Source organism: Rhizobium sp. P1_E1 (assembly GCF_056406015.1).
Genome location: NZ_JBFUAY010000081.1, coordinates 1 through 25,294, shown reverse-complemented (window position 1 = coordinate 25,294; position 25,294 = coordinate 1). Strand labels below are relative to the sequence as shown.

Sequence of the window (25,294 nt, the reverse complement as noted above, 5' to 3'; positions counted from 1 at the left end):
GGCCTATCGAAAACAGTGGTGCAGAGCGCCGTCGCCGATACACTCACGGGGTTGACCAAGCCGATTGACGAGCTGCTTTTCAACCTCCTGACGCTGCTCGGCATCAAGGTCGGCGAAGCCGACGTGCGCGTCACTGACGTACGCTGCCAGCAATCGGTGCTGGTGCAATAAAACCTGTGCTCGCCCGAAATTGCGCCGGCAACCTGTTGCCCGCCGACAACACTTGCCAGCCTCGTCCGGTAGACGCATTGAATCCGGCGCGGTTGTCGGCGATACTTACAGCGCCGCGCGTCTTTTCAGACGCGCAAAGGACGCAGTAACACTTGGAATTTCTCAATTCATCCTCGGGAGACTGACATGAGAGCGACCCTGTCCAAACAGAAAGGAACCATCCCCCACAAGGACATTCAGCTTCATGAACATTTCGTTCTCCCGCGCGAGGAAAAGCTCGCGACGCCGTAACCCGTCCCCGAACCTCTTACGCGACCATTCGAATGCCGCCGATCGCGACCGGCGCCGGTCGCGTATGCGCAAATTCCTCTCCTACTACCGCCCGCATCTGCCTTTGCTGCTGGCCGATTTGCTTTGCGCCATCCTGGTTGCTGGCACAGCGGTCGCCCTGCCGCTCTGCGCCAATGTCGTCACGAGCCGGCTTCTGGCTCTACCCGATGCGCCGCAGGCCTTCGGACAAATCCTTGCCATGGGCGGCATCATGCTCGCCGTTCTGGCCGTCCAGATTATCGCCATCTTCTTCGTCGACTACCGCGGCCACGTCATGGGCGCCCGCATCGAGGCCACGGTGCGGCAGGAACTATTCGAGCACTGCCAGAAGCTCTCGTTCAGCTTCTATGACCGCCAGCGCACCGGCCAGTTGATGAGCCGCATCACCAATGACAGCCTGTGGCTGGGTGAGCTCTTTCACCACGGCCCCGAGGATCTTTCCATCGCCGTGCTGAAATATGGCGGCGCCATGCTGGTGCTGTTCTTCATCGATCCGCCTTTGGCAGCCCTGATCCTGCTGCTCACCCCGGTGGCGGTGTCCTATGCGCTCTATTTCAACCGGCGTATGAACCGCGCGCTCGAAGCCAGCAAACGGCAGATCGCCGCCGTCAACGAGCGCGTCGAAGATGCTCTTGCCGGCATCCGCGTCGTCCAGTCCTTTGCCAACGAGGCGCTGGAGAAGGAACGTTTCGCCGAGCAGAACCGACGCTTCCTGCAAAGCCGCGCTGAGGGCTACCGCAGCGAAGCCTGGTTTTCGGTCGGTACCGAAACCTTCGCCCAGCTCATCACGATAATTGTTATCGTCATCGGTGGCCTGCGCATTCTGACGGCAGAGCTGACCGTCCCCGATATGCTGACCTTTCTGCTTTGCGTCGCTGTGCTGGTCGATCCGGTGCAGCGGCTCGCCAATTTCGTCCGCCTCTGGCAGGAGGGCTACACCGGCTTCATCAGGGCTATGGAGATCCTGGAGATTGCCCCCGATATCACCGATCGACCGGCCGCGCGTCCGATGCCGGCGCCCAGGGGAGAGATCAGTTTTTCCGATGTCGCCTTCGGCTACGAGGCCGATGGCCCGCGGGTGCTCGAGCAGTTGTCGCTCACCATCGCGCCCGGTGAGTTCGTCGCCCTGGTCGGCCCATCGGGCGTCGGCAAAAGCACGCTTTGCGCGCTGATCCCGCGTTTCTACGATATCGAAGCAGGGGCGATCCGCATCGATGGCACCGATATCCGCGAGGTGACGTTGGCCTCGCTCCGGCGCCATGTCGGGGTGGTACAGCAGGATGTCTACCTCTTTGCCGGCACAGTGGCGGAAAACCTGCGCTACGGCCGGCCCGACGCCAGCGATGCCGAGCTGGAAGCGGCCGCGCGCGCCGCCAATGCGCACGACTTCATCATTGCCCTGCCCCATGGCTACGACACCGATATCGGCCAACGCGGCGTCAAGCTATCGGGCGGCCAGCGCCAGCGCATCACCATCGCCCGGGCCTTCCTCAAAAATCCGGAGATCCTGATCTTCGACGAAGCGACCAGCGCGCTCGACAACGAGAGCGAACGGGCGGTACAGCAGGCACTGCTCAGCCTGGCGAACGGCCGAACCACCCTGGTCATCGCCCACCGCCTGTCGACCGTCCGCCACGCCGACCGCATCCTGGTCCTGACGGCTGATGGCATCGTCGAACAAGGCACCCATGATGAGCTCATGGCGCAGGACGGCGTCTACGCCAACCTGCACAGCGTCCAGGCCAGCATCTGACTGCCAGTTCCACCTTCGCAGCATAAAAAAGCCCGGCATCGCCGGGCTTTTCTTCATCCATTTGGGGCTACTGCATAATTCCTCAAATCGGAATCGATTTAAGGGTAAAATTATGCAGCAATCCAAAGTGCTACAGCGTCCTTTGCGCGTCTTTTCAGACGCGCGGCGCTGTAGTCTCAGCCGTTCGCGACCATGCGCTTTTCGTCGCGGCCGCCCTTCATGCGCTCGGCAAGCAGGAAGGCGAGTTCGAGCGCCTGGTCGGAGTTGAGGCGCGGATCGCAATGGGTGTGGTAGCGGTCCTGCAGGTCTTCTGCGGAAACCGCGCGAGCGCCGCCCGTGCACTCGGTCACGTCCTTGCCGGTCATTTCGACATGAATGCCACCCGGATGCGTGCCCTCGGCGCGGTGGATCTGGAAGAAGCTTTCGACTTCCGACAGGATCCGCTCGAAGGGACGGGTCTTGTAATTGTTGAGCGTAATCGTGTTACCGTGCATCGGATCGCAGGACCAGACGACCTTACGGCCCTCGCGCTCGACGGCGCGGATGAGGCGCGGCAGGTTGTCGGCGACCTTCTCATGGCCAAAGCGGCAGATCAGCGTCAGGCGCCCGGCTTCATTGGCCGGATTCAGGATGTCGATCAGCTGCAGCAGATCGTCTGCCTGCAGCGACGGGCCGCATTTCAGGCCGATCGGGTTCTTGATGCCGCGGCAATATTCGACATGCGCATGGTCGGCCTGGCGCGTGCGGTCGCCGATCCAGATCATGTGGCCTGACGTGGCATACCAGTCGCCCGACGTGGAATCGACGCGGGTCAGCGCCTCCTCGTAGCCGAGCAGCAGTGCTTCGTGGCTGGTGAAGAAATCGGTCTCGCGCAGGCTCGGATGGTTTTCCGAGGTGATGCCGATCGCCTTCATGAAATCCATGGTTTCGCTGATGCGGTCGGCAAGCTTGCGGTAGCGCTCGCCCTGCGGGCTGTCCTTGACGAAGCCGAGCATCCACTGATGGACGTTTTCGAGATTGGCGTAACCGCCCATCGCAAAGGCGCGCAGTAGGTTCAGCGTCGCGGCCGACTGGCGATAGGCCATGGCCTGGCGCTCCGGGTTCGGAATGCGCGACTCCTCGGTGAATTCGATACCGTTGATGATGTCGCCGCGATAGGCGGGCAGCGTCACGTCGCCCTGCTTCTCGACATTCGACGAGCGCGGCTTGGCGAACTGGCCGGCGATGCGGCCGACCTTGACGACTGGAAGCTGAGCGCCGAAGGTCAGCACGACCGCCATCTGCAGGAAGGCGCGGAAGAAGTCGCGAATATTGTCGGCGCCGTGTTCGGCAAAGCTCTCGGCGCAGTCACCGCCCTGCAGCAGGAAGCCGTTGCCTTCGGCGACGTTGGCAAGATGCTTCTTCAGGCGGCGCGCCTCGCCCGCGAAGACGAGCGGCGGATAGCTGGCGAGCGTGGCCTCCGTTGCCGCCAAAGCGGCTGCGTCGGGATATTCGGGAACCTGCAGGATCGGTTTTTGCCGCCAGCTGCTCGGGGTCCAATTGTCTGCCATCTCACTCACCCGTTCTCACATCCATACCTTAGGATGCCTCAATATGCGGCGGCTTATAGACCTTTAGGTCAGGCTTGCAAAGACCAATCGCCGACAGTTGTCGCCTCACCGCCGCCGCCCGGCATTCTCTGATTAAATCCGCATATACCATGTCGATTTCCCCATATTTTAGACTTTCAATGTAGAACCGCAAAGAGTTCAACATCGGGGACATGGCATGGCGATCCTTCCGTCCGGTTTCATATCGGATCGCTCGGGCAATTTCGGCATCATGACGGCACTGCTGGTGGTGCCGCTCTTCGGTGCGGCCGGCATGGCCGTGGATCTCGCCCATGCGCTCAGCCTGAGGACACAGCTTTACGCCGCTGCCGATGCCGCCGCCGTCGGTTCGATCGCCGAAAAATCCGGCGCAGTCGCAGCCGCGATGACCATGAGCGGCAACGGCACGATCTCGCTCGGCAAGGACGACGCCCGCAGTATCTTCATGTCTCAGATGTCCGGGGAGCTGACCGACGTTCATGTCGACCTCGGCATCGACGTCACCAAGACCGCCAACAAGTTGAATTCGCAGGTTTCCTTCAGCGCGACGGTGCCCACCACCTTCATGCGCATCCTCGGCCGGGACTCGATCACGATCTCGGGCTCCGCGACGGCCGAATATCAAACTGCCGCTTTCATGGATTTCTACATCCTGCTCGACAACACGCCTTCAATGGGCGTCGGCGCAACCGCGACCGATGTTTCGAAACTGCAGGCCAAAACAGGCTGCGCCTTCGCCTGTCATCAGATGGACCAGAGCACCAACAATTATACCATCGCCAAGAGTCTCGGCGTCGCCATGCGCATCGACGTCGTGCGCCAGGCAACCCAGGCGTTGACCGATACGGCCAAGACCGAACGCGTCAGCAGCGATCAGTTTCGCATGGGCGTCTATACTTTCGGCACCAAAGCCGAAGACGCCAAGCTGACGACGATCTCCAGCCCTACCTCCGACCTGACGAAGGTGAAGAATTACACCGACGCCGTCGACCTGATGACCATTCCCTACCAGAACTACAATCAGGACCAGCTCACGAGCTTCGATAGCGCCCTGACCCAGATGAATACCATCATCGATCCGGCCGGTGACGGCACGTCGAATATCAGCCCCGAAAAGATCCTGTTCTTCGTTTCCGATGGCGTCGGCRACAGCTACAAGCCGTCGACATGCACCAAGAAGACGACCGGCGGCCGCTGTCAGGAACCGATCGACACCTCCTTCTGCAAGCCGCTGAAGGATCGCGGTGTCAAGATCGCCGTGCTCTACACCACCTACCTGCCGTTGCCCAGCAACGATTGGTACAACAAATGGATCAGCCCCTTCCAGAGCGAGATCCCGACGAAGATGCAGGCATGCGCCTCGCCCGGCCTCTATTTCGAGGTGACGCCGACCCAAGGTATCACCGATGCGATGAAGGCGCTTTTCCTCAAGGTCATCCGGGCGCCGCGCATCACCAGCTAATGCATCGGCTCGGATATCGGAATCGATATTCGGAAAGCACGATGCGTAAGTTCAAAGTGTTAGAGCGTCCTTTGTGCGTCCGGAAGGACGCACGGGGCTCTATGCGCCCGGAAGTGTGCAGCGGTTCCGGGTCAACGACATGCATAAAACAAGAAGCTAAAGCCCGTCGGGGCTCAAAGCCGCTTGCCGTCGCGGATCCGATAGCTCGGCGCATACATGGTGACGAGCTCTTCGGCGGCCGTCGGATGCAGCGCCATCGTCCGGTCGAAATCGTCCTTGGTGCAGCCGGCCTTCAGTGTGATGCCGAGCAACTGCGCCATCTCGCCGGCATCGTGGCCGAGGATATGGGCGCCCACCACCTTGCGGCTCGCCGCATCGACGATCAGCTTCATGATCATCCGCTCGGCCCGGCCGGAAAGCGTGGCCTTCAGCGGCCGAAACTGGGCGCGGTAAACCTCGAGCTCGCCGTAACGTTTGCCCGCATCCTCTTCCGAGAGGCCGACAGTGCCGATCTCCGGCTGTGAGAAGACGGCGGTCGGGATCAGCTCGTAATCCGGCCGGGTCGGATTGTTCTTGTATTCAGTCTCGATGAAACACATCGCCTCGTGGATCGCCACCGGCGTCAGCTGTACCCGGTTGGTGACATCGCCGAGCGCATAGATGTTTTCGACATTGGTGCGAGAATATTCATCGACGATAACGGCGCCGCGCTCGTCGACCGCGACGCCGGCCGCCTCGAGGCCGAGGCCTTGGGTGTTCGGATCGCGCCCGAGCGCCAGCATGACGACGCCGGCTTGCAGCGTGCCGTTGTTCAGCGTCTCCAGAATGAGGCCGTCCTCACCCTTGGAAATCTTCTGCAGCGTGTCGTGGCAGAGGATGCGGATGCCCTTGGCGACCATTGCCTCGTGCAGCCCACGCCTCAGATCTTCGTCGAAGCGCGACAGAATCTCGGCGCCGCGATAGATCAGCGTCGTCTCGACGCCGAGGCCATGGAAGATATTGGCGAATTCGACTGCGATATAGCCGCCGCCGGCGATAACGATCGATTTCGGCAGCTCTTCAAGATGAAAGGCCTCGTTGGAGGAGATGCAGAGTTCGTGGCCCGGAAGGGCTGCATGCGGGTTCGGCCGTCCGCCGGTGGCGATCACGATCGTCTTGGCCGTCACCGTCTGTCCAGTCTTCAGCAGCCGCACCGTATGGGCATCGACGAGCTCTGCGCGCGTTTCCAGGATTTCGGCATTGGCGCCGGCGAGACCTTTCTTGTAGAGGCCTTCCAGTCGGGCGATTTCAGCATCTTTGGCCGCCACCAGCTTTTTCCAGTCGAAGCTGCTTTCGCCGACCGTCCAGCCGAAGCCCGCTGCATCCTCGAAATGCTCATGGAACTGCGAGGCGTAGACGAAGAGCTTCTTCGGCACGCAGCCGCGGATCACGCATGTGCCGCCGTAGCGGTATTCCTCGGCGATCGCTACCTTCTTGCCGAGCGAGGCGGCGACACGTGCGCCGCGCACGCCTCCGGAACCGCCACCGATGACGAAGAGGTCGTAGTCGTAGGAAGACATGAGGAGCTCCGGAAGGGAATCGCAGGAAGGATATTCCTGATATAGGGGCGATCATCACGAAAACAAAAGCCCGCTCCTGCGTCATCCCGTTCCCATCGCTGAATCTTCATTGTAAACGGCTGCGATTGACCCGGTCGCCGAAGGCTGGCAGGCAATCCATAGGATGGAAAAGAATGCCGGAGCAAAAGATGGATCAAACTCTCTTCGCCAATCTGTGCAGGGCTGGCAAATTCAAGGAAGCGCTCGGCCTCGCCATTCAGGGCCATGAGGACGAAAAATACACACCGAGCCGCTTCTCGATCGACAAAAAGACGAGACTGCCGATCTTCTACCGCGGCAACAAGCGCGTGGAGCCGGATGAGGACGGTGTGTGGCAACTTGCAAAGAACCCGAACCCATAGGGACTGAGTTCCGGCGCATATGCGATGCCAATTGCATCTGCCGAGCGATTGTTGCTGTCAGCGGGTAATGCGGAAATCCGTCGGGTTTTTCTCAAGCTGGGCTGCTTCCGTCTCGACGCCCGAAACCGACGCCTCCGAAGGCCCGCGCCTGAAACGCTCGATCATCGCCGAAATGGCGATGTCGGGTCCTGCGATCACAGCGACGACGGCCCCGTCCTCTTCATTGCGAACCCAGCCCGTCAAACCGAGCCGTACGGCCTCATCGCGCGTCCAATAGCGAAAACCGACACCCTGGACCTTGCCGGATATCCGCACTCGGACAGCCTTCTCACGATCGGACATCTGCATTCACCTGAAGCCTCGCCAGCGGCATTAGCCGCATCATAGCAAAAAAGCCCGGACGATGCCGGGCTTTCGCAATTTTATGGGCAAGCTTTACTGCTGGGCAGCCGGTGCGGGAGCCGGAGCGGCCGGGCTGTCGGTTGCCGGCGGCGGCGCCTTGATGACCTTGGAAAGCTCGGCGTTGCTCTGCTTTTCCAGGTCGCGGGAAATGCCCTGCGCCCAGATGTCGGCAGCCTTCGCCGTCTCGCGCGAGGCGACCGGGCCGTCACGCAGCAGCTTCTTGCCGACGTCGGAATTGTAGAAGTCGGCGATCGCCTTCAGCTCATCGACGGTGAAGGTCTTGGCATAGGTGAGTGCCGCCTCCTTCTCCAGATCACCGCGGCGCGGCGCCAACGCCAGCGCCTGCGCGTCGACCGTCGACGAAATGATGTCCTGGTAGTTCGGCGAATCCTGGATCAGGCCGGCCTTCAGGCGCTCGGCGAGACCAGGCAGGATGTTGTCGAACTGGGCAGTGGCGCCGATGGCGTCGATCGCCGCGCGAGACGCCTTCAGCTGCTCCTCGGAGACTTCCTGCGCGTTGACGGCGGAGCCGAAGGCAAGCCCGGAAAGAAGGACGGTCGCAGCGGCGAGACGGCCAAGACCTGCAATGTTCATCATGAGTATACGCTCCTGTTATCTGTTTGCCTGCAGTGTGCGCACACCCGCAGGACCGGCAATGATCGCAAGTGCCGCCATATTGATAAAGAGCCCGTGTTCGACGACGCCGGGTATGGAATTCAGCTCGCTCGAAAGCGCCTCTGCATCAGGAATGCGGCCAAAAGATGCATCGATGATGTGATGGCCGCCATCCGTGGTAAACTCTCCGTCACCCGACTGGCGCAGAGCGAGTTCACCCGAGAGGCCGAGCCGGGCCGCGACCTTTTCGATCGCGATGCGCGTCGAGACGAGCCCGAATGGATTGACCTCGATCGGCAGCGCGAAGGCGCCGAGCGTTTCGACCAGCTTGCTCTCGTCGGCAATGACGATCATTCGCTCGGAGGCGGCTGCGACGATCTTTTCGCGCAGCAGCGCACCGCCGCCGCCCTTGATCAGCCTGAGCCCCGTATCGACCTCGTCGGCGCCATCGATGGTCAGGTCGAGTGCCGGCAGTTCGTCGAGCGACTTCAGCGGCACGCCGAGTTCGACGCAGAGCCGCGCGGTTCTTTCGGAGGTCGGGACGCCTTCGACCCTGAAGCCGCCCGCGACCTGCTCTGCCAGCAGGCGAACGAATTCTTCCGCCGTGCTGCCGGTGCCGATTCCGAGACGCATCCCGCTTTCGACATGGGCGAGCGCGGCCTCGGCGGCCTTGATCTTCATTTCGCGGGCATCCATGCGCCGCCAGCTCCGATTATTGCGTTGGATGTGCTGTTTACACGGCTCGCCTGGCAAACGAAAGTCAAAATCATCACGGAAAATGAAAAGCCGAAACAGAGGCCTGCGGCCTTCCCGGCCATCGCCGGACGTTGCTTTCCGCCGCGCGATCGCCTACCTCAGGACGATCCATCGCTCCTCAAGACGACCATCGCTCAAAGAGACATGCCCTTGACCCCTGCCCCCGCTCGCCCGGCGCTCGTCGTCTTCGATCTCGACGGCACCCTTCTCGATACCCATGTGGACCTGGTCGAGAGCCTGAACCATACGATCGCGGCCCTTGACCTCGAACCGGTCAGCTACGACGACCTCACCCATCTCGTCGGCCAGGGCGCGCGCGTGATGATCGAGCGCGCCTGCCGGCTGCGCGGCCATCCGCTCGAAGGCGACGCCCTGCCGCTGCTGGTCGAGCGTTTCGTTGCCCATTATGCCGGCAACATGCCCGGCCGTACCGAGCCCTATCCCGGCCTGGTCGCCGCCATGGACCGGCTCAGATCCGAAGGTTACCGCCTCGCAGTCTGCACCAACAAGATGGAAAGCCTGGCACTCGGCCTGCTCGACAAGCTCGACCTCGTCAGATATTTCGACGCGATATCAGGCGGCGACACCTTCCCGGTACGCAAGCCTGACGCCCGCCACCTCACCGGCACTATCGAACGCGCCGGCGGCGACATCGCCCGCACGGTCATGATTGGCGACAGTGTCAACGACATCGCCGTTGCCAAGAATGCCGGCGTGCCCTCGATTGCCGTGCCGTTCGGCTATTCTGACGTACCGGTTTCGAGCCTCGATCCGGATGTTATCATTACCCATTTCGATGAACTGACGCCGCAGCTGGTAGAAAGGCTGCTACAGGAATATGCGGAGAAGGTTGCCGTCTGAAGTTTGGCGATCAGCCGTATGTCTTTGCGATCGCGGCCCCCTCATCCGACCCTTCGGGCCACCTTCTCCCCGCTGGGGAGAAGAGGGGAACTAGCGGCACGGCTGCAACCGCACGAAACAGTTTGATCAGAAGCGAGGCGTCTCCGCAACGTCCCTTCGACCCAGCGGGGAGAAGGTGCCGGCAGGCGGATGAGGGGGCCATACGGCGCGCCCTCTCCTCTTATTTCTTGCACGCAGACACCCCAAAACAAACCGGGCGGCCCAAAGACCGCCCGCCAGCACTAATCAGATCCGACTATCAGATCTGCGCCCCACGCGCCTTGGTCGTCGCATCGAAGGCCTTGTCGACATAGGCGTCGCGTCCGTAGACGTCGTCGAAATATTCCACCACGCCGTCCTTGTTCGGCCAGGCAGTGAAGTAGGAGACGTAGACCGGGATCTTCTGCGGCACGCGTACGGCATGGTTCTGCCCGCTGGCGATCTGCTTGGCGACATCGTCGACCGTCGTGCCAAGCACGGCAGCCGCCATCGCACGCGGATCGGCAAGGCGCACGCAACCGTGGCTGAGAGCCCGCATGTCGCGCTTGAAAAAGCTCTTCGACGGCGTGTCGTGCATGTAGATCGCGTGGCTGTTCGGGAACAGGATCTTCAGTTCGCCGAGCGCATTGTCGCTGCTCGGCGGCTGGCGCACCGAGACATTGTCCGTCGAGCCATACCAATCGACGCTCGATGAGGCGACGGCATGGCCGTTCACCTCGACTTCATAGCCGAGCTGGTCGAGATAGTTCGGATCCGAGCGCAGCTTCGGCAGCATCTCGTTGATGATGATCGACTGCGGCACGCCCCAGAAAGGGTTGAACTCCACCGTCTCGATCTCGTCATCGAAGAAATAGGTCTGGTTGTTCTTGCCGCCGACCACCACGCGCATCGACAGCTGTTCCTTGCCGTCATTGTGGTAGTAGACCATGTAAGCGGGCTGGTTGATCATAACGTAGCGTGAACCGAGATCCTCCGGCAGCCAGCGCGCCTGCTCCATGGCGACGACGAGCTTGTCGATCTTCGAAGCATTGGTGTCGCCGCCGGTCATGGCGCGCACCGTCGCCTGGCCGATGACGCCATCGGCCTTCAGCCCGCGCTCCTTCTGGAAGTCCTCGACCAGCGAAACGATGTCAGGCGAATAGTCGCTGCTGCCGGCATAGGCGGCAATCGTTGCCGCATGATCGGTCCTCAGCGTTTCGGAACCRTGCTTTCCGATTGCCTTGACGATATTGGCGATCTCGGGTGAGCTCTCGCCAGGTCTCAGCAGCTTGTCGAGCGAAACGACGATTCGCTCTTCGTTGCCACCGTCGGCGGCACGAAGCTTTGCAAGCTCTGCCTTCAGCGCCAGGAATTGCGGGCTGTCGGGCGAGCGGCTGGCGATATAGGCGCCGACGTCGGGGCTCATGCGAGCAAGCTTCAGCACCGGGGCCAGATTGACCACCTTGCGCTGGAAATCGTGATAGCCGGAGATCTTGTTCGGATCGATGCGGCCGCGCACCGTGTCCTGCACGAAAGCCAGCACTTTGGCAGAGAGTTCGAGTTCGAACTGCGTCAGCGCACGGTCGCGGAAGGCGGGATCGGGATTGGCCGGGTCGATATCAGGCGTCTGGACGACGTAATCCGCCGGGTCGAGGCCGACGAAGCCCGCATCGGCAAGCACCAACATCGCCGACTTGGCACGGTCGTTGATCTGGTTGCCATCGACCCAGACGAGCGGATTGCGGCTGTCGCCGTAATAGGCTTCGAGCGCCTTTGCAACGTCAACATTGGCGCGCACCTTGGCCTGCGCCAGGAAGCGGCGCTGCACGGCGGGTTCGGCGCTGGCATCACCGCTGCCCGAAACATCGGCGACTGCGCCGGTGACAACGGGATCGGCAAACTTGCCGGTATCGACGAATTGCAGCGTCTCGGTTTTGTAGGTGTAATAACGCGGACCGCTCACCTTCGGCAGCGGCGCTTCCGGGTCGAGCCCGCCGAGCGATCCGCCAATGCCGCCGCGCTGGCCCACACGGCCGGGCGGCATCTGGTCCATGAAGATGGTGCTCTGGGACCGCTGCCTGTCGCCGCGCAGCATATCCATCAGTGTATAGGCATGCGCGGGTGCGGCACTCATCACTGCCACGCCGCAGGAAATTGCCAATGCGGATGCCGCGCTTTTCAAAACGAACGTCATATATCTTCCAGTCCCGGTGTCATGCTGTTCTTGTCACGAGCGCAAGGCCCAAGCTCAAATCCCGCGAAACTCAAGCAGCGTAGGGCCTCATTGATCAGAAACCGGCCTGCGCCGCCAGCGCCGGCGGACTCAATTTTATGTGACGGAGATCCTGCATGGCGCCGCCCAGCAGTTCACACAAAATTATGAAATTATTAGTTAATTTTTTACCGAATTTTCTCCGGCAGACCAGTGGGGTGAAAACGCCCGGATGCATAAAATTTCCAAAGTGGCCTAAAAGGCACGCCGAAAAGCCTGCGCAAACATGACTTCCGATTTCAATATTTCGCACGGCGTCCAGTTTTCTTGTCGGGCTTTCCAACCTATAAGACCTCATCTTTCGAAACTGCCCGAAAACAGCATGTAAAGGGAAGGCAAGGCTGATGACCGCAACCCGCACCGAAACCGATACTTTTGGCCCGATCGACGTCGCCGCCGACCGATATTGGGGCGCCCAGGCCGAGCGTTCGCTCGGCAATTTCAAGATCGGCTGGGAAAAGCAACCGCTATCGATCGTGCGCGCGCTCGGCATCGTCAAGCAGGCGGCCGCCCGCGCCAACATGTCGCTCGACCAGCTCGATCCTGGCCTCGGCAAAGCCATCGTCGACGCCGCCCAAGAGGTGATCGAGGGCAAGCTGAACGACCACTTTCCGCTGGTGGTCTGGCAGACCGGTTCGGGCACGCAGTCCAATATGAATGCCAACGAGGTGATCTCCAATCGTGCAATAGAAATGCTCGGCGGCGTCATGGGTTCCAAGAAGCCGGTGCATCCGAACGATCACGTCAATATGAGCCAGTCGTCGAACGACACCTATCCGACGGCCATGCACATCGCCTGCGCAGAGCAAATCGCCCATCACCTGCTCCCGGCCCTCAAGCACCTGCATGCCGCCCTTGACATGAAGGTCACCGAATTCAGCCACATCATCAAGATCGGCCGCACCCACACCCAGGATGCGACGCCGCTGACGCTCGGCCAGGAATTTTCGGGTTATGCCGCCCAGGTCGGCTCCGCCATCAAGCGCATCGAAATGACCCTGCCCGGCCTTTGCGAGCTCGCCCAGGGCGGTACTGCCGTCGGCACCGGCCTCAATGCGCCGGTGGGCTTTGCCGAAAAGGTCGCCGAAGAGATCGCTGCCATAACAGGCATGCCCTTCGTCACCGCGCCGAACAAGTTCGAGGCGCTCGCCTCGCATGACAGCATGGTCTTTTCCCATGGCGCCATCAATGCGGCCGCCGCCGCCCTCTTCAAGATCGCCAACGACATCCGCCTGCTCGGCTCCGGCCCGCGCGCCGGCTTGGGCGAGCTGGCGCTGCCGGAAAACGAGCCCGGCTCTTCGATCATGCCCGGCAAGGTCAATCCGACCCAGTGCGAGGCGCTGACGCAGGTCTGCATCCATATCTTCGGCAACAACGCGGCTCTGACCTTCGCCGACAGCCAGGGCCATTTCGAACTCAACGTCTACAATCCGATGATGGCCTATAATTTCCTGCAGTCGGTGCAGTTRCTCGCCGACGCCGCCGTCTCCTTCACCGACAATTGCGTCGTCGGCATCGAGGCGCGCGAGGACAATATCAAGGCCGGCCTCGAACGCTCGCTGATGCTGGTAACGGCACTTGCCCCGAAGATCGGCTACGACGCAGCCGCCAAGATCGCCAAAACAGCGCATAAGAACGGCACGACGCTAAAGGAAGAGGCCCTCGCCAGCGGCTTGGTGACATCGGAAGAGTACGACGAGATCGTGCGCCCGGAAACGATGATCGGGCCGAAGTAGGAAGGTCGCATAGGCCACAGCCCCTCACCCGCCTGCCGACACCTTCTCCCCGCTCGCGGGGAGAAGGGGATATGCCGCAACGCCTCGACTCCCTCCAGCCTATAGCAAGGCAAACAGCGAAAAATTGTCCATCACGACAGAATTGCCCATGAAGTCGAAACGGATTTCTTCGATGTCTTCGAGATTGACCTCAAGAGTGGGACCGGTGACCTCGAGCTCCTGCTGATAGACGATCTGGCCGTCGTTCAGCGCAGTGAGCGTCAGGTGAAAGGGCGCTGCCGACAATTCGGCAATCGAAACGCTTTGAAAGGTGAACTCCCCGCCATCGAGCATTTTCAGGCTTACGGGCGCAGAACCCGGCGATAGAACGGTATCGCTGAAACCGTCCTCGGTGATGGCGTCGACACCCGGGATGGTATCATAGACATACCCGTTCAGAAGCGTCAGGTCGTGGCTGCCATTCACTGAAAGTGCAAAGTTGCGATAGTCAGGCAGAGAGAAATTATCGGCCCTCGACAAGACGCCCATATCGTCGAAATCCAGGACCTCGTGGTATTTGTCGCCTTCGTTGACGCCGTCGATCGCGAGCGTCAGCACGCCGAGGTCCGTGCCCCCTGAGCCATCGGACATCTTGAAGCTCAACTTCTCGATGAGCTGATCGTATTTCGTTAAATTTTTCACGACGTCGAGTGTGTAGTCCAACTCGTACTCGAAGTGACCGTCAGGTTTCAGTCTGAAGGTTCCGTATTCGCCCCTTATGATCGTTTCGTGGTCAGGCCCATGTTTGGCGTCGATGCGCACGCCATTGACGAAGCGAACATACATGTCCGCTCCCTCGGGATCGCTGGAGAGGCGCAGCAGATTCCCGCGGATCCAATTGTCTTCGAAAAAAACGAGAAGGTCGTCGACAGCAGTTGGCTTTGCATTTGTCATTCGAAGCCCCGGCAGGTTAACGCTGCCGGGAATATGAACTGGCCTCGAACAGAAGGCAACCTGGAGTCGTCTTTGTCGAGGCGATTACGCTAGCCTCACCCACTGCGCGTGGTGCAGCCCGCGCGACCCTGGCTTAACCGGCCGGACTCCGACGCATCCTGATTGCATTTGCGCCGCGGCGGATTTAGACCGGTTCCAATCTAGCGACGCCCTACCAGAAAGGTCACTTCGATGGCTGACGATCTCTTCCCCCTCGGCAAGGATGCCACCACCTACCGCAAGATCAGTGGCGACCATGTCTCGGTCGATACGTTCAAGGGCCAGGAGATCCTGACCGTCGAGCCGGAAGGCATCCGCCTGCTGGCCGAGACTGCCTTTGCCGACATCAACCACCTGCTGCGCCCTGGCCATCTCAGGCAGCTCGCCTCGATCCTCGATGACCCCGAGGCAACGGACAATGACCGTTTCGTCGCTTACGATCTTCTGAAGAACGCCAATATCGCCGCCGGTGGCGTGCTGCCCATGTGCCAGGATACCGGCACAGCGATCATCATGGGCAAGAAGGGCCGCAGGGTCTGGACCGAGGGCGAGGATACGGCGGCGCTGGCCCGCGGCGTCATGGATGCCTACGAGAAGAAGAACCTGCGTTACTCGCAGCTCGCGCCGGTCAAAATGTTCGAGGAGAAGAATACCAGGAACAATCTGCCGGCCCAGATCGACATCTACGAGGAAGGCACCGACGCCTACGAATTCCTCTTCGTCGCCAAGGGCGGCGGCTCAGCCAACAAGACCTTTCTCTACCAGGGCACCCCCTCGCTCTTGACCCATGACAGGATGATCGACTTCCTTAAGGAGAAGATCCTGACGTTAGGGACGGCAGCCTGTCCTCCCTACCATCTGGCGATCGTCATCGGCGGCACCTCGGCCGAGATGAACCTGAAAACCGTCAAGCTCGCCTCCACCCGCTATCTCGACGAGTTGCCGACCGAAGGGTCCGAGAGCGGCCACGCTTTTCGCGACATCGAGATGGAGAAGGAAATCCACAAACTGACCCAGCAGATGGGCGTCGGCGCTCAGTTCGGCGGCAAGTATTTCTGTCATGACGTGCGTGTCATCCGCCTGCCCCGCCACGGCGCCTCGCTGCCGATCGGCCTCGGCGTCTCCTGTTCCGCCGACCGTCAGGCCAAGGGCCGCATCACCCGCGACGGCATCTTCCTCGAACAGCTCGAAACCGATCCGTCGAAATACATGCCCGAGATCGACGAGGCGAAACTGTCGGAATCGACGGTGCGCATTGATCTCAACCGGCCAATGGCCGAGGTGCTCGCCGAACTCTCCCGGCATCCCGTCAAGACCCGCCTGTCCTTGACCGGCACCATCATCGTTGCCCGCGACCTCGCCCATGCCAAGATCCGCGAACGGCTGGAAAAGGGCGAAGGCATGCCCGATTACCTGAAAAACCACCCGGTCTATTACGCCGGCCCCGCCAAGACGCCTGTCGGATACGCCTCCGGCTCCTTCGGCCCGACGACAGCCGGGCGCATGGACAGTTACGTCGACCAATTCCAGTCCTTCGGCGGCTCGATGGTGATGCTTGCGAAGGGCAACCGCTCGCGCGCCGTGCGCGAGGCCTGCAAGAAGCACGGCGGCTTCTATCTCGGCTCGATCGGCGGCCCCGCCGCCCGTCTTGCCCAGGACTGTATCCGCAAGGTTGAAGTATTCGAATATCCCGAACTCGGCATGGAAGCGGTCTGGAAGATCGAAGTCGAAGACTTCCCTGCCTTCATCGTCATCGACGACAAGGGGAATGATTTTTTCCAGGAGCTGAATTTGGGGTGAGCGGGCGGGCTGCGTTGCCGCCAGCTCTACCGCGGCGACGCCTTATCTGAGGCGCTTGTGTTCTGCGCTGTGACCGCCTGGCCCACGCTCACCACATCCCCGCCATCGACCCTTGCCAGGATCTCCRTGCGGAAAGCGCCGGCGAAGAAGCCGGTGTGTTCCAGCAGCAAGACGCCGGCGGCGACGACGGTGAAGGTCAGGATGGCGAAAGAAATATGACGGGAGGTTTCCATGATCTCACGCCCTGATTTGCGGGCTACGATCGGGTCCGTTGCAGAAAATACGATCCCAAAGATGTCGAGACTGCAATACGAAACGGCCAAAACCAACTGTCGACAAGATGAATACGGTCTCCGGCAGAGAAGAACTGTAAGTTTTTCAGACACTGTACCCGCTCAGCGAGTATGCACTGCCTCAGTAAAGATACGTTTTTCCATGGAGAATCATAGGCCTGATCGAAGTATTAGCTCATGGGGCATTTGTCGTATGTAATCTTTGGTATATATCGCTTTAATCTTTTCCCAAGAAATTTAAGCTAACAAATAGAATATTGCCTTTGAATATATGAGGAGTTCGCCGGATGAATACGGCTGTCGCGCCCAAGGTGCCGGTTCCCGACGTTGCGGGTCAAATCACCTATGCCATGCGCTCCATGGGCGTCGCGCCGATACCGCGCAATTACCAACTCTTCTACGAGGCCTATATCGGCTCCAATCCAGCCCTCACCCGCGAGCTCGCGGCCCTCGGCGGCCAGGTGACCCAGGCCGAACTCGATGCGCTCGGCGCGCAGCACTTCACCCACAGCCCGGCCCGTGTCTTCGACGATGCCCATACGCGCATTGCCGGCGAACTCGATGGCCTGCTGCGCATTCTCAGGCAAGAGCAGAGCTCACTGGAAAGCTACACCAGACTGCTCGGCGAGACCCACAAGCGCATCACCTCCAAGAGCAACGCCAGCGTCGAACTGATCGAAAACGCCATCGATCTCCTGAGCCAGGCGACCGGCGACACCATGGCGCATGGCGAACGCACGGTCGAGGACGTTGTCCAGCGCTCGCAGGAGATGGATCAGGTCCGCAAAGAACTCGACGAATACAAGCGCATCGCCAACACCGACTCGCTGACGCGCCTTTCCAACCGCCGCGCCTTCGACGACCGCCTCGCCGCCATTTTCGACAATTCGAGCATGCGGCCGGTGACGGCACTGCTGCTCTGCGACATCGACAATTTCAAGAAGATCAACGACACCTACGGCCATCCGGTCGGCGACAAGGTGCTCGCCACCGTCGCCTCCGTCATCCGCAGCAATGTCCGCCGTGACATCTTCGTTGCCCGCACCGGCGGCGAGGAATTCGCCCTTATCATCGATGGCAACACGCCCGAGGAAGTGACCGCGATCGCCGAGCGCATTCGTCGCACGCTGGAGACGACGCCCTTCAAGAACTCCCGTACGCGGGTGAATTACGGTCCGGTCACCGTCTCGATCGGCATCTGCATGGCATCCAGCGCCGGGGATGCCGGCGAACTCTATAGCAAAACCGACATCGCCCTTTACGGCGCCAAAAATGCCGGCCGCAACTGCACCATCCTCTATCAGGACGGCATGCAGAAGGATTTCACCAAGAGCTGGCTGATCTACAAGACCTGACCGCAGTCCCGCGCCGCACGCACGCTGTCACTGGCAGGTGACGGTTTAGTGTTGTCGACAAACCTCGTTGTTACTCGGCATCATCCTCGGCGCAGGGCCGAGCATGAAAGAGAAGTTGGCCGACTTTTTCAGTAGTCTGAGCCGCCGGTGACGATGCTTTACCACATCGTCTTTGCCGCCCGCCCCGGCCATTCCCGGTCGTAGGTTTCCTGGTCGAAATCGCCGGTCGCGGCCTTCAGCATCTGTCCTGGCGTCGGCAACGTCGCCGGATCGGCGAAGTGTTCTCCATTCCAGAGCTCGGCCCGCATCACGGCGCGTGCGCATTGGAAATAGACCTCGTCGATAGAAATGACGACGACGGTGCGCGGATGTTTGCCGTCCATCTCGAAGCTTGAAAGCAGCGCCTCATCGTCGGAAACGACGCCCCGGCCGTTGATGCGCATCGTCGTGTTCGAGCCGGGGATCAGGAACATAAGCGCCAAGCGCGGATCGCGCACGATGTTGGAGAGCGAATCGACCCGGTTGTTGCCGCGCCAGTCCGGCAGATGCAGCGTCTCGTCGTCGATGACACGCACCACGCCACCGAGATCGCCGCGCGGCGAACAGTCGAGACCCTCGGGACCGACGGTCGCAAGCGCCGCAAACGGTGAGATCTCGATCATCTCACGATAGAGCGGGGTCAATTGCTTCGTCACCTTGGTAACCGAGGCCGGCGAAAGTCCGGCGCCGTAGATCGTGTTGAGCTCTTCGATGCTGCTGATGATTTTCATGAGGCGTCCCGCCGCGGCTTGATCTTCGCGACGGACGCTACAATGCCGCGCGCCTTGCCGGAAGCTCAAAAAACGGAATGATCTCCGCATCTTTTTTGATGCTTTCATCAAGAGCTTCACCCACGCCCCGATCGCCTTCGAGAAAGGCCGCGATCGCGGAAAGAACCGGTGCGGCGCCGATGATGCGACGGTGGCCGAAGCCGTTCGCCCAGAGAAGCCGAACGCCCTTTCCCGCCGCGCCGTAGCGCCTGGCATGGAGAGACGACACCTCCTTGTCGTCCTCGGCATGGATGACGAGCACCGGGCGGCCGATCTCGCCCGCCGCCTCGCCGGCGTCGAAATCCTCCAGTCTCCGTCCCGTGACGCGATGAACCTCATTCTCCAACGCCCTTTGCGCTGCAGGGAGAAGGCCGATCATCCCGCCGAAATCGGTAAACAGCCAGGCCATCTCGCTCGGCGCGCCGATCAGCACCAGTCTCTCGCCGGTAACGGGCGCCACGCCAGGCAGCAGCCCCGCTGCCGAGACCATCAGCGCCGCACCGCCGAAGGAATGACCGATCGCCGCATCGAATGCTCCAAACCGCGCCTCGGACGCCGCGATCGTCTCGACCGCAAGCCCCATATGCAGGAAGCGCCCCCCGGAACGGCCGTGGCCGGGAAAATCGAGCGCCACGACCTCCGCTCCCGTTGCCGAAAGCATCGAGACGAGTTCGGCCATATATGCGGCGCTAGAGCCCCAGCCATGCGTCACCAGGTAGCGCTTGCGTTTGCCCCTCGCCCCGCCGTTCAGCCGATAGGCATGCGCTTGGCGCCCGCCGGCAAGCCTGAGGGTGAAGAGTTCGGCGCCGGCAAGCCGGGCCGCACCCGCTGCATGCGCCGCCTTCGCCTTTGCTCCCTTCGGCTTTGTCGACGGCGTCCGGCAGAACAGCTGGAACGCCGCTCTGCCTGCCAGATCAAGCGAAACCGCCTGTAGAGCCGAAAACCCGAGGCGGGTGACGTCAAGCACAAAGTTTGTCATAGTGGGATTCCAAAAGACTGTTCAACACTGAACAATAAAGTACAACGATGAACAAAAATCAATCCCTTCCCTGGGATCATCCGCGTTTTCGCAGTTGGATCGCGGTGGCTCGCGCCTGCCAGTTGATGCAGCAGTCATTGGCCCGCTCGCTTGCCGATCTCGACATTAAGCCGCCGCACCTCGATATCCTAGTCAATCTCTACCGTTTCGAAGGCATCTCGCAGCAGGAGCTGGCGCGCAAGCTGCTGGTCGGCCGCTCCAATATGAGCATGCTCTTGCCGCAGATGGAGAAGCGCGGTCTGCTCCTTCGCCGCGATGACGAGCGCGACAAGCGCGTGCTGCGCCTCTATTTGACGCCAGAGGGTCGAAAGCTCAGTGAGGAAGCCATGGCCATCCAGACCGGCCTCATCGACCGCGTGCTATCGGACGAGCCGATCGAGCAATGCATGGCGACCGCCGATTCGATGGAGCGGATCGTCACGGTGCTGATGAAAGATCTGCGCGACGAGGACTGATGTTCAATGCAGCGTCGGCGCGGCCGTCGTGCCGGTCAGCGAGCGATATTCCCAGGCGGCGACGATGATCAGCACCAGCGTCGCCAGAATGCCCATCAAATAGACCTCGATGAAGGGTGCTGCGAAGGCGAGCAGGATCAGAAACACGAGGCCGGCCAGATGTGATAGCGGCAGCTGGCCGCTGGTCGCGCCCTTGAACCAGAGATTGCCGATCAGGAACAGGCCGGAACCGCCGAGCACGGCCGCGGCGATGCCGAGATTGCCGGTCTCATGCGGATGCGAGAACATGAACTCGACCGCCACCGCATGGACGATGATGCCGGCAAGAATCGGGATATGCCCATAGGTGAAGGCCTGCCGCGCCAAGCTGCCCGGCGTCTCTTCATGCTCGATGCGGTGGGCGGCGCGCCCGTGGCCGAAGCGGAAATAGAGCCACCACATGGCGACCGTGCCGATGAAGCCGGTGACGAACACGACGCTGGTCAGCCCGGAGAACGGCAGCTCCGAAAAGGTGCGGCCGGAAACGAGGATCGCTTCGCCGAGGCAGATGATGACGAAGAGCGCACAGCGTTCGGCCATATGCGCGCCGGAAACGTCCCAGTCCCGCGCCGTCGAGCGGCCGAGCCCCGGCACGGCAAAGCCCGCGGCCGGCCCGGCATATTCGATCGCCAGCGCAATCACCCAGGCGATCAGCCGGGCTTCATGCTCGAGCAGCCCGCCGGCAATCCAGAAAACCGATGCTGCCACGAGCCAAGTGGTGATGCGGACGAAATTCAGCGTGTTGGGGCGGTCGACGCGCGTCATCGCGTAGGTCGTAAACAGCGAGCGCCCGACCTGCATCGCCACATAGGCGCCGGCAAACAGCAGCCCCTTGTCGCCAAAGGCCTCGGGGATGGAGGCAGACAGCAGCAACCCGAGCATCATCAGCGCCACCAGCATGCCGCGCACCGGCATTTTCTCGGGATCGAGCCAGTTCGTCACCCAGGCGGTAAAGATCCACACCCACCAGACGGCGAAGGTCATCAGCGCCGCTTCGGCAGCACCGAGCGGCGTATAGTGGGCGGCGAGCGCATGCGAGAGCTGCGAGATCGAAAAGACGAAGACCAGGTCGAAGAACAGTTCGAGGAAGGTCACCTTGCTGCCGCTGGCGCTGCCCTTGGCGCGCAGCCAGTTCTTTCCGTTCGTTTTCGCCATATGGCCCCCCGATGGCTGGAATTATGTGTGGATTGAAAGCGATAGCGGCGCTCTCGTGACCCTCAGCGCGGCTTCTCCGCCGTGTCGCGGTTCATGCCCTTTTCGCTGAGCTCGTCCTCGTAGGCGGAAAACAGCTCAGCGCCGCGTTCGCCGAGCTCGCGCAGATAGGTCCAGGTGTAGATGCCGGTATCGTGCATGTCGTCGAAGCCGATCCGAACGGCGTAATTGCCAGTCGGCATCATCGAGATGATCGCGACATTGCGCTTGCCTGGCACCGTCACCTTCTGCCCTGGCCCGTGGCCCTGCACCTCGGCCGAGGGCGACAGCACACGCAAGAGCTCTGCCGACAGGTCGAAGCTCTGGTCGTCGTTGAAGGTCACCACCAGCCGCTGCCTGTCTTTCGAGACGCGAAGTTCGCTCGGCCAGATATCGCTCATCATTTTGTCCTCTTCTCATGCGAGGAGTAGGCGCTGATCTTTTTCAGCGCAAGCTGAAATTGGCATGCTCGCGCGGGCTGTTTCCCTTGACGCGACAATAGCATATGCCCACATTGACTGGAGTACGGAGATACAGGTGAACAGCAGAGTTGGAACGATAGGTAATGCATCGCCGCTGGTGGCAGGTGCGGACCCGATGATCGACCCCTTCGGGCGGGCGGTCACCTACCTCCGCGTCTCCGTCACCGACCGCTGCGATTTCCGCTGCACCTATTGCATGGCGGAGAACATGACCTTCCTGCCGAAGAAGGATCTCTTGACGCTGGAAGAGCTCGACCGGCTCTGTTCCGCCTTCATCGCCAAGGGTGTCAGCAAGATCAGGCTGACTGGCGGCGAACCTTTGGTGCGCAAGAACATCATGTATCTGGTGCGCCAACTCGGCCAGAAAATCGGTTCYGGCCTCGAYGAGCTGACGCTGACGACCAAYGGYTCGCAGCTTTCCCGCCATGCCGAGGAGCTTTATGATTGYGGCGTACGCCGCATCAATGTTTCACTCGACACGCTCGATCCCGAYAAGTTCCGCAAGATCACCCGCTGGGGCGATTTCGCMAAGGTCATGGAAGGCATCGATGCSGCTCAGAAAGCCGGGCTGAAGGTCAAGCTCAACGCCGTGGCGCTGAAGGATTTCAACGATGCCGAGATGCCGGAGCTTCTGCGCTTCGCCCACGGYCGCGGCATGGATTTGACCGTCATCGARACCATGCCGATGGGYGAGATYGAAGAAGACCGCACCGACCAGTATCTGCCGCTTTCGAAACTGCGCGCCGATCTCGAAGACCAGTTCACCCTTGTCGACATCGATTACCAGACCGGYGGCCCGGCGCGTTACGTCAGGGTCGAGGAAACCGGCGGCCGCCTCGGCTTCATCACGCCGATGACCCATAATTTCTGYGAGAGCTGCAACCGCGTGCGCCTCACCTGCACCGGCACGCTCTACATGTGCCTCGGCCAGAACGACGCCGCCGATCTCCGCGCGGCACTCCGCGCCACTGAAGACGATGCCCTCCTCCACGCCGCCATCGACGAGGCCATCACYCGCAAACCCAAAGGCCACGACTTCATCATCGACCGCACGCATAACCGCCCTGCGGTGGCGCGGCATATGAGTGTCACAGGCGGGTAGTTGTCACGAATTGATGAGCTCAGGTCATAGCCGTATGCAAATTGCAGCCGCTAATCAATGAGTGGTGCTTTTGCTATCAATTAAACCGATCTCACACAGCGTTAAAGGCACACGATATTGTCGCTGCCGGCGGGCGATCGTTTAGAGGATGGATATATGGGGAACCCATTTTGGACCGATTTCATGCTTGGTGCTAGCGCAGCCCTGGTTCTTGTTGTCGCGGCAACCTTTTTTCTTTTCTGCTTTGGCGAAGCGCGTCTTTGGTGATCAAAAGGCGGCCCAGTCGATGGCATCCTATGATCATAGAGCGACGTTAAATTAGAAGACCTGACATCTAGAATAAGAGCTCGGCTCGCCAGTTTTAAAACTGAACCATCAATCGCGTTGAGGCAAAAACAATGAAAAGCACTGTGGTCACGCGTCGCAGTCTTATGGCGATGACCCTAGTGTGCGCAGTCCCCAAGCCTGGTTCCGCGCAGTCGCAGCGGCCAAGAACAATAGCTCAGGAAACGGTTATGAAAGTAGAATTCTCTTTCGCCGACTTTGTCTTTACCGCTACCCTTGAGGATAATCCGTCTGCGCGCGACCTCGCTGCAATGATGCCTTTGGACCTGACAGTGGACGACTATTCGACGAATGAGAAGATCGCCTATCTGCCGCGAAAACTTACCGAACAAGGGCGAAAGCCTTTTGCCAACGAAGCTCTTGGAGACCTTTGCTACTATGCTCCATGGGGCAATCTCGTCTTTTACTATGGTCACTACCGGTACGATAGCGGATTGATCCGCCTAGGCCGCCTTGACGACGGATTCGAGCCTCTCCTTACCCGTGGCAAATTTCCGCTCAAAGTAAGGCTTCTGGACTGACAGACAACACGATCGCTCTACCACAGATGGTGGGAGCGACACTGATCCCTGCCACCGGTGACCTGCATCTGCGAGGTCCGTTCGCATCAACGTGCCATTCTGGCGTTGTCAATTCGCGCCTGAAAACATGAGCACCTGGAGAAAATAATGCTGATGAAAACGACGCCTGGCGAAGCAACAGCTGCCAACTGGAGCGCAGTCGTTGCGATGTCGCTTTGTGTGTTTGTGCTGATAGCGTCCGAATTCCTTCCTGTTAGCCTGCTGACGCCCATCGCAGGTGAATTGACGTTAAGCGAGGGACAAGCTGGACAGGCCATTTCGGTCTCGGGCATTTTCGCAGTCGCGACGAGCTTGTTCATCTCTTTCGTGTCTCGGGGCCTGGATCGAAAGACCGTGCTTCTTTCTTTGGTGGCGCTGATGTGTGGCTCGGGCGCGGTCGTTGGCCTCGCGCCGAACTATACAGTCCTCATGGTGGGGCGGGCGCTCCTTGGAGTTGTCATAGGCGGGTTCTGGTCCATGTCGACGGCAACGATTATGCGTCTTGTCCCCGAAATCGAGGTACCAAGGGCCCTTGCCTTCCTGAACGGTGGGAATGCCTTGGCTGCGACCATCGCAGCGCCTCTCGGCAGCTTTCTCGGTGGGCTGATCGGCTGGCGCGGCGCCTTCCTCTGTGTCGTACCGCTTGCTGCAGTCGCAGCATGCTGGCTGGCTTTCTCGCTCCCCCGGATGCAGGGGGGAAGCGCATCCGGCGCGACAGCCACATTCCGCCTCCTTGGTAGACCCGCAGTGGCTGTCGGAATGGCGGCAGTCTTTTTTCTTTTCATGGGGCAGTTCGCGCTGTTCACCTATCTGCGGCCGTTCTTGGAAACGGTCACCCATGTCGGTGTCCCCATGCTTTCGCTGCTGCTTCTCATCGTTGGCATCGCGGGATTTGCCGGAACGATGTTCATCGGACAACTGTTGAAC

General features: G+C 60.7%; 24 protein-coding genes. 11 read left to right on the top strand and 13 right to left on the bottom strand.

Going from position 1 to position 25,294, the window contains the following annotated elements:
* The first annotated feature begins 415 nt into the window (after nt 1–415).
* A complete protein-coding gene (locus AC1D1Z_RS22995) occupies nt 416–2,254 on the top strand; it encodes an ABC transporter ATP-binding protein (protein WP_130758828.1) in 1,839 nt (612 codons plus the stop codon).
* 176 nt (nt 2,255–2,430) lie between these two features.
* Here AC1D1Z_RS22995 and AC1D1Z_RS22990 read toward each other — a convergent pair whose 3' ends face one another.
* Nucleotides 2,431–3,804 (bottom strand): class II 3-deoxy-7-phosphoheptulonate synthase, encoded by a 1,374-nt coding sequence (locus AC1D1Z_RS22990; protein ID WP_018445137.1) that lies wholly within the window; start codon nt 3,802–3,804, stop codon nt 2,431–2,433.
* A 217-nt stretch (nt 3,805–4,021) separates the two neighbouring features.
* Between AC1D1Z_RS22990 and AC1D1Z_RS22985 the strand changes: the two genes are divergently transcribed.
* Nucleotides 4,022–5,305 (top strand): TadE/TadG family type IV pilus assembly protein, encoded by a 1,284-nt coding sequence (locus AC1D1Z_RS22985; RefSeq protein WP_477851705.1) that lies wholly within the window; start codon nt 4,022–4,024, stop codon nt 5,303–5,305.
* Between the two features lie 173 nt (nt 5,306–5,478).
* Here AC1D1Z_RS22985 and gor read toward each other — a convergent pair whose 3' ends face one another.
* Entirely contained in the window at nt 5,479–6,864 is a 1,386-nt protein-coding gene (gor, locus tag AC1D1Z_RS22980) for a glutathione-disulfide reductase (protein ID WP_130652523.1), read from the bottom strand.
* A gap of 188 nt (nt 6,865–7,052) precedes the next feature.
* On the opposite strand from gor, the gene AC1D1Z_RS22975 reads away from it, so the two are divergent.
* The gene (locus AC1D1Z_RS22975) at nt 7,053–7,265 is read left to right on the top strand and encodes a hypothetical protein (RefSeq protein WP_026188416.1); all 213 of its coding nucleotides are present in this window, start codon (nt 7,053–7,055) and stop codon (nt 7,263–7,265) included.
* A gap of 57 nt (nt 7,266–7,322) precedes the next feature.
* Here AC1D1Z_RS22975 and AC1D1Z_RS22970 read toward each other — a convergent pair whose 3' ends face one another.
* The 3 genes from AC1D1Z_RS22970 to rpiA all read right to left on the bottom strand — a co-directional run bounded on the left by AC1D1Z_RS22970 (nt 7,323) and on the right by rpiA (nt 8,978).
* Entirely contained in the window at nt 7,323–7,607 is a 285-nt protein-coding gene (locus tag AC1D1Z_RS22970) for an acylphosphatase (protein WP_130758829.1), read from the bottom strand.
* A gap of 93 nt (nt 7,608–7,700) precedes the next feature.
* Nucleotides 7,701–8,264 carry a DUF2059 domain-containing protein gene (locus tag AC1D1Z_RS22965; RefSeq protein ID WP_018242272.1) on the bottom strand — a complete coding sequence of 188 codons (564 nt, stop codon included), beginning with the start codon at nt 8,262–8,264 and terminating at the stop codon, nt 7,701–7,703.
* A 15-nt stretch (nt 8,265–8,279) separates the two neighbouring features.
* Complete coding sequence (gene rpiA / locus AC1D1Z_RS22960) at nt 8,280–8,978, bottom strand: ribose-5-phosphate isomerase RpiA (RefSeq protein ID WP_018445131.1); 699 nt, start codon at nt 8,976–8,978, stop codon at nt 8,280–8,282.
* Nucleotides 8,979–9,182: 204 nt separating this feature from the next.
* Between rpiA and AC1D1Z_RS22955 the strand changes: the two genes are divergently transcribed.
* Nucleotides 9,183–9,899 carry an HAD family hydrolase gene (locus AC1D1Z_RS22955; RefSeq protein WP_197728317.1) on the top strand — a complete coding sequence of 239 codons (717 nt, stop codon included), beginning with the start codon at nt 9,183–9,185 and terminating at the stop codon, nt 9,897–9,899.
* Nucleotides 9,900–10,197: 298 nt separating this feature from the next.
* Here the strand turns inward: AC1D1Z_RS22955 and AC1D1Z_RS22950 are convergent, their stop codons facing one another.
* Both AC1D1Z_RS22950 and AC1D1Z_RS22945 read right to left on the bottom strand, forming a co-directional pair.
* The gene (locus AC1D1Z_RS22950; RefSeq protein WP_018242275.1) at nt 10,198–12,111 is read right to left on the bottom strand and encodes a L,D-transpeptidase family protein; all 1,914 of its coding nucleotides are present in this window, start codon (nt 12,109–12,111) and stop codon (nt 10,198–10,200) included.
* 94 nt (nt 12,112–12,205) lie between these two features.
* Entirely contained in the window at nt 12,206–12,472 is a 267-nt protein-coding gene (locus tag AC1D1Z_RS22945; protein WP_130652526.1) for a hypothetical protein, read from the bottom strand.
* A 61-nt stretch (nt 12,473–12,533) separates the two neighbouring features.
* Here AC1D1Z_RS22945 and fumC point away from each other — a divergent pair, with 61 nt between their 5' ends.
* The gene (gene fumC / locus AC1D1Z_RS22940; RefSeq protein ID WP_047621340.1) at nt 12,534–13,925 is read left to right on the top strand and encodes a class II fumarate hydratase; all 1,392 of its coding nucleotides are present in this window, start codon (nt 12,534–12,536) and stop codon (nt 13,923–13,925) included.
* A gap of 99 nt (nt 13,926–14,024) precedes the next feature.
* Here the strand turns inward: fumC and AC1D1Z_RS22935 are convergent, their stop codons facing one another.
* On the bottom strand, nt 14,025–14,858 hold the full coding sequence (locus AC1D1Z_RS22935) for a VCBS domain-containing protein (protein WP_130652527.1): 834 nt from the start codon (nt 14,856–14,858) through the stop codon (nt 14,025–14,027).
* Nucleotides 14,859–15,089: 231 nt separating this feature from the next.
* On the opposite strand from AC1D1Z_RS22935, the gene AC1D1Z_RS22930 reads away from it, so the two are divergent.
* Entirely contained in the window at nt 15,090–16,697 is a 1,608-nt protein-coding gene (locus AC1D1Z_RS22930) for a fumarate hydratase (RefSeq protein ID WP_130758830.1), read from the top strand.
* Between the two features lie 26 nt (nt 16,698–16,723).
* Here AC1D1Z_RS22930 and AC1D1Z_RS22925 read toward each other — a convergent pair whose 3' ends face one another.
* Nucleotides 16,724–16,930 carry a hypothetical protein gene (locus AC1D1Z_RS22925; RefSeq protein ID WP_477851704.1) on the bottom strand — a complete coding sequence of 69 codons (207 nt, stop codon included), beginning with the start codon at nt 16,928–16,930 and terminating at the stop codon, nt 16,724–16,726.
* Nucleotides 16,931–17,277: 347 nt separating this feature from the next.
* Between AC1D1Z_RS22925 and AC1D1Z_RS22920 the strand changes: the two genes are divergently transcribed.
* Nucleotides 17,278–18,345, top strand: coding sequence for a GGDEF domain-containing protein (locus AC1D1Z_RS22920; RefSeq protein WP_018242281.1), 1,068 nt, complete (start codon nt 17,278–17,280; stop codon nt 18,343–18,345).
* Between the two features lie 158 nt (nt 18,346–18,503).
* Here AC1D1Z_RS22920 and AC1D1Z_RS22915 read toward each other — a convergent pair whose 3' ends face one another.
* Nucleotides 18,504–19,115, bottom strand: coding sequence for a pyridoxamine 5'-phosphate oxidase family protein (locus AC1D1Z_RS22915; protein ID WP_018446361.1), 612 nt, complete (start codon nt 19,113–19,115; stop codon nt 18,504–18,506).
* 37 nt (nt 19,116–19,152) lie between these two features.
* Nucleotides 19,153–20,133 carry an alpha/beta hydrolase gene (locus AC1D1Z_RS22910; RefSeq protein ID WP_130758831.1) on the bottom strand — a complete coding sequence of 327 codons (981 nt, stop codon included), beginning with the start codon at nt 20,131–20,133 and terminating at the stop codon, nt 19,153–19,155.
* Between the two features lie 47 nt (nt 20,134–20,180).
* Here AC1D1Z_RS22910 and AC1D1Z_RS22905 point away from each other — a divergent pair, with 47 nt between their 5' ends.
* Nucleotides 20,181–20,648: a MarR family winged helix-turn-helix transcriptional regulator gene (locus tag AC1D1Z_RS22905; protein WP_047621350.1), complete on the top strand. Its 468-nt coding sequence runs from the start codon at nt 20,181–20,183 to the stop codon at nt 20,646–20,648.
* Between the two features lie 3 nt (nt 20,649–20,651).
* Here the strand turns inward: AC1D1Z_RS22905 and AC1D1Z_RS22900 are convergent, their stop codons facing one another.
* Nucleotides 20,652–21,842 (bottom strand): low temperature requirement protein A, encoded by a 1,191-nt coding sequence (locus tag AC1D1Z_RS22900; RefSeq protein WP_018446364.1) that lies wholly within the window; start codon nt 21,840–21,842, stop codon nt 20,652–20,654.
* A 62-nt stretch (nt 21,843–21,904) separates the two neighbouring features.
* Complete coding sequence (locus AC1D1Z_RS22895) at nt 21,905–22,279, bottom strand: gamma-butyrobetaine hydroxylase family protein (RefSeq protein WP_130758832.1); 375 nt, start codon at nt 22,277–22,279, stop codon at nt 21,905–21,907.
* 136 nt (nt 22,280–22,415) lie between these two features.
* Here AC1D1Z_RS22895 and moaA point away from each other — a divergent pair, with 136 nt between their 5' ends.
* The 3 genes from moaA to AC1D1Z_RS22880 all read left to right on the top strand — a co-directional run.
* A complete protein-coding gene (gene moaA / locus AC1D1Z_RS22890) occupies nt 22,416–23,462 on the top strand; it encodes a GTP 3',8-cyclase MoaA (protein WP_018242287.1) in 1,047 nt (348 codons plus the stop codon).
* A 515-nt stretch (nt 23,463–23,977) separates the two neighbouring features.
* Nucleotides 23,978–24,328, top strand: a complete 351-nt coding sequence (locus AC1D1Z_RS22885) for a cyclophilin-like fold protein (RefSeq protein ID WP_065277893.1) — start codon at nt 23,978–23,980, stop codon at nt 24,326–24,328.
* A 147-nt stretch (nt 24,329–24,475) separates the two neighbouring features.
* Nucleotides 24,476–25,294, top strand: an 819-nt coding sequence (locus tag AC1D1Z_RS22880) for an MFS transporter (RefSeq protein WP_477851703.1), incomplete at its 3' end; no start/stop codon positions are given.

Coding starts and splice junctions, on each gene's coding strand:
- AC1D1Z_RS22930 (WP_130758830.1), top strand. CDS start 15,090: ATGGCTGACGATCTCTTCCCCCTCGGCAAGGATGCCACCACCTACCGC.
- AC1D1Z_RS22970 (WP_130758829.1), bottom strand. CDS start 7,607: ATGTCCGATCGTGAGAAGGCTGTCCGAGTGCGGATATCCGGCAAGGTC.
- AC1D1Z_RS22975 (WP_026188416.1), top strand. CDS start 7,053: ATGGATCAAACTCTCTTCGCCAATCTGTGCAGGGCTGGCAAATTCAAG.
- AC1D1Z_RS22915 (WP_018446361.1), bottom strand. CDS start 19,115: ATGAAAATCATCAGCAGCATCGAAGAGCTCAACACGATCTACGGCGCC.
- AC1D1Z_RS22935 (WP_130652527.1), bottom strand. CDS start 14,858: ATGACAAATGCAAAGCCAACTGCTGTCGACGACCTTCTCGTTTTTTTC.
- rpiA (WP_018445131.1), bottom strand. CDS start 8,978: ATGGATGCCCGCGAAATGAAGATCAAGGCCGCCGAGGCCGCGCTCGCC.
- gor (WP_130652523.1), bottom strand. CDS start 6,864: ATGTCTTCCTACGACTACGACCTCTTCGTCATCGGTGGCGGTTCCGGA.
- AC1D1Z_RS22885 (WP_065277893.1), top strand. CDS start 23,978: ATGAAAGTAGAATTCTCTTTCGCCGACTTTGTCTTTACCGCTACCCTT.
- AC1D1Z_RS22990 (WP_018445137.1), bottom strand. CDS start 3,804: ATGGCAGACAATTGGACCCCGAGCAGCTGGCGGCAAAAACCGATCCTG.
- AC1D1Z_RS22965 (WP_018242272.1), bottom strand. CDS start 8,264: ATGATGAACATTGCAGGTCTTGGCCGTCTCGCCGCTGCGACCGTCCTT.
- AC1D1Z_RS22910 (WP_130758831.1), bottom strand. CDS start 20,133: ATGACAAACTTTGTGCTTGACGTCACCCGCCTCGGGTTTTCGGCTCTA.
- AC1D1Z_RS22955 (WP_197728317.1), top strand. CDS start 9,183: ATGCCCTTGACCCCTGCCCCCGCTCGCCCGGCGCTCGTCGTCTTCGAT.
- AC1D1Z_RS22905 (WP_047621350.1), top strand. CDS start 20,181: ATGAACAAAAATCAATCCCTTCCCTGGGATCATCCGCGTTTTCGCAGT.
- AC1D1Z_RS22895 (WP_130758832.1), bottom strand. CDS start 22,279: ATGAGCGATATCTGGCCGAGCGAACTTCGCGTCTCGAAAGACAGGCAG.
- AC1D1Z_RS22920 (WP_018242281.1), top strand. CDS start 17,278: ATGAATACGGCTGTCGCGCCCAAGGTGCCGGTTCCCGACGTTGCGGGT.
- AC1D1Z_RS22900 (WP_018446364.1), bottom strand. CDS start 21,842: ATGGCGAAAACGAACGGAAAGAACTGGCTGCGCGCCAAGGGCAGCGCC.
- AC1D1Z_RS22995 (WP_130758828.1), top strand. CDS start 416: ATGAACATTTCGTTCTCCCGCGCGAGGAAAAGCTCGCGACGCCGTAAC.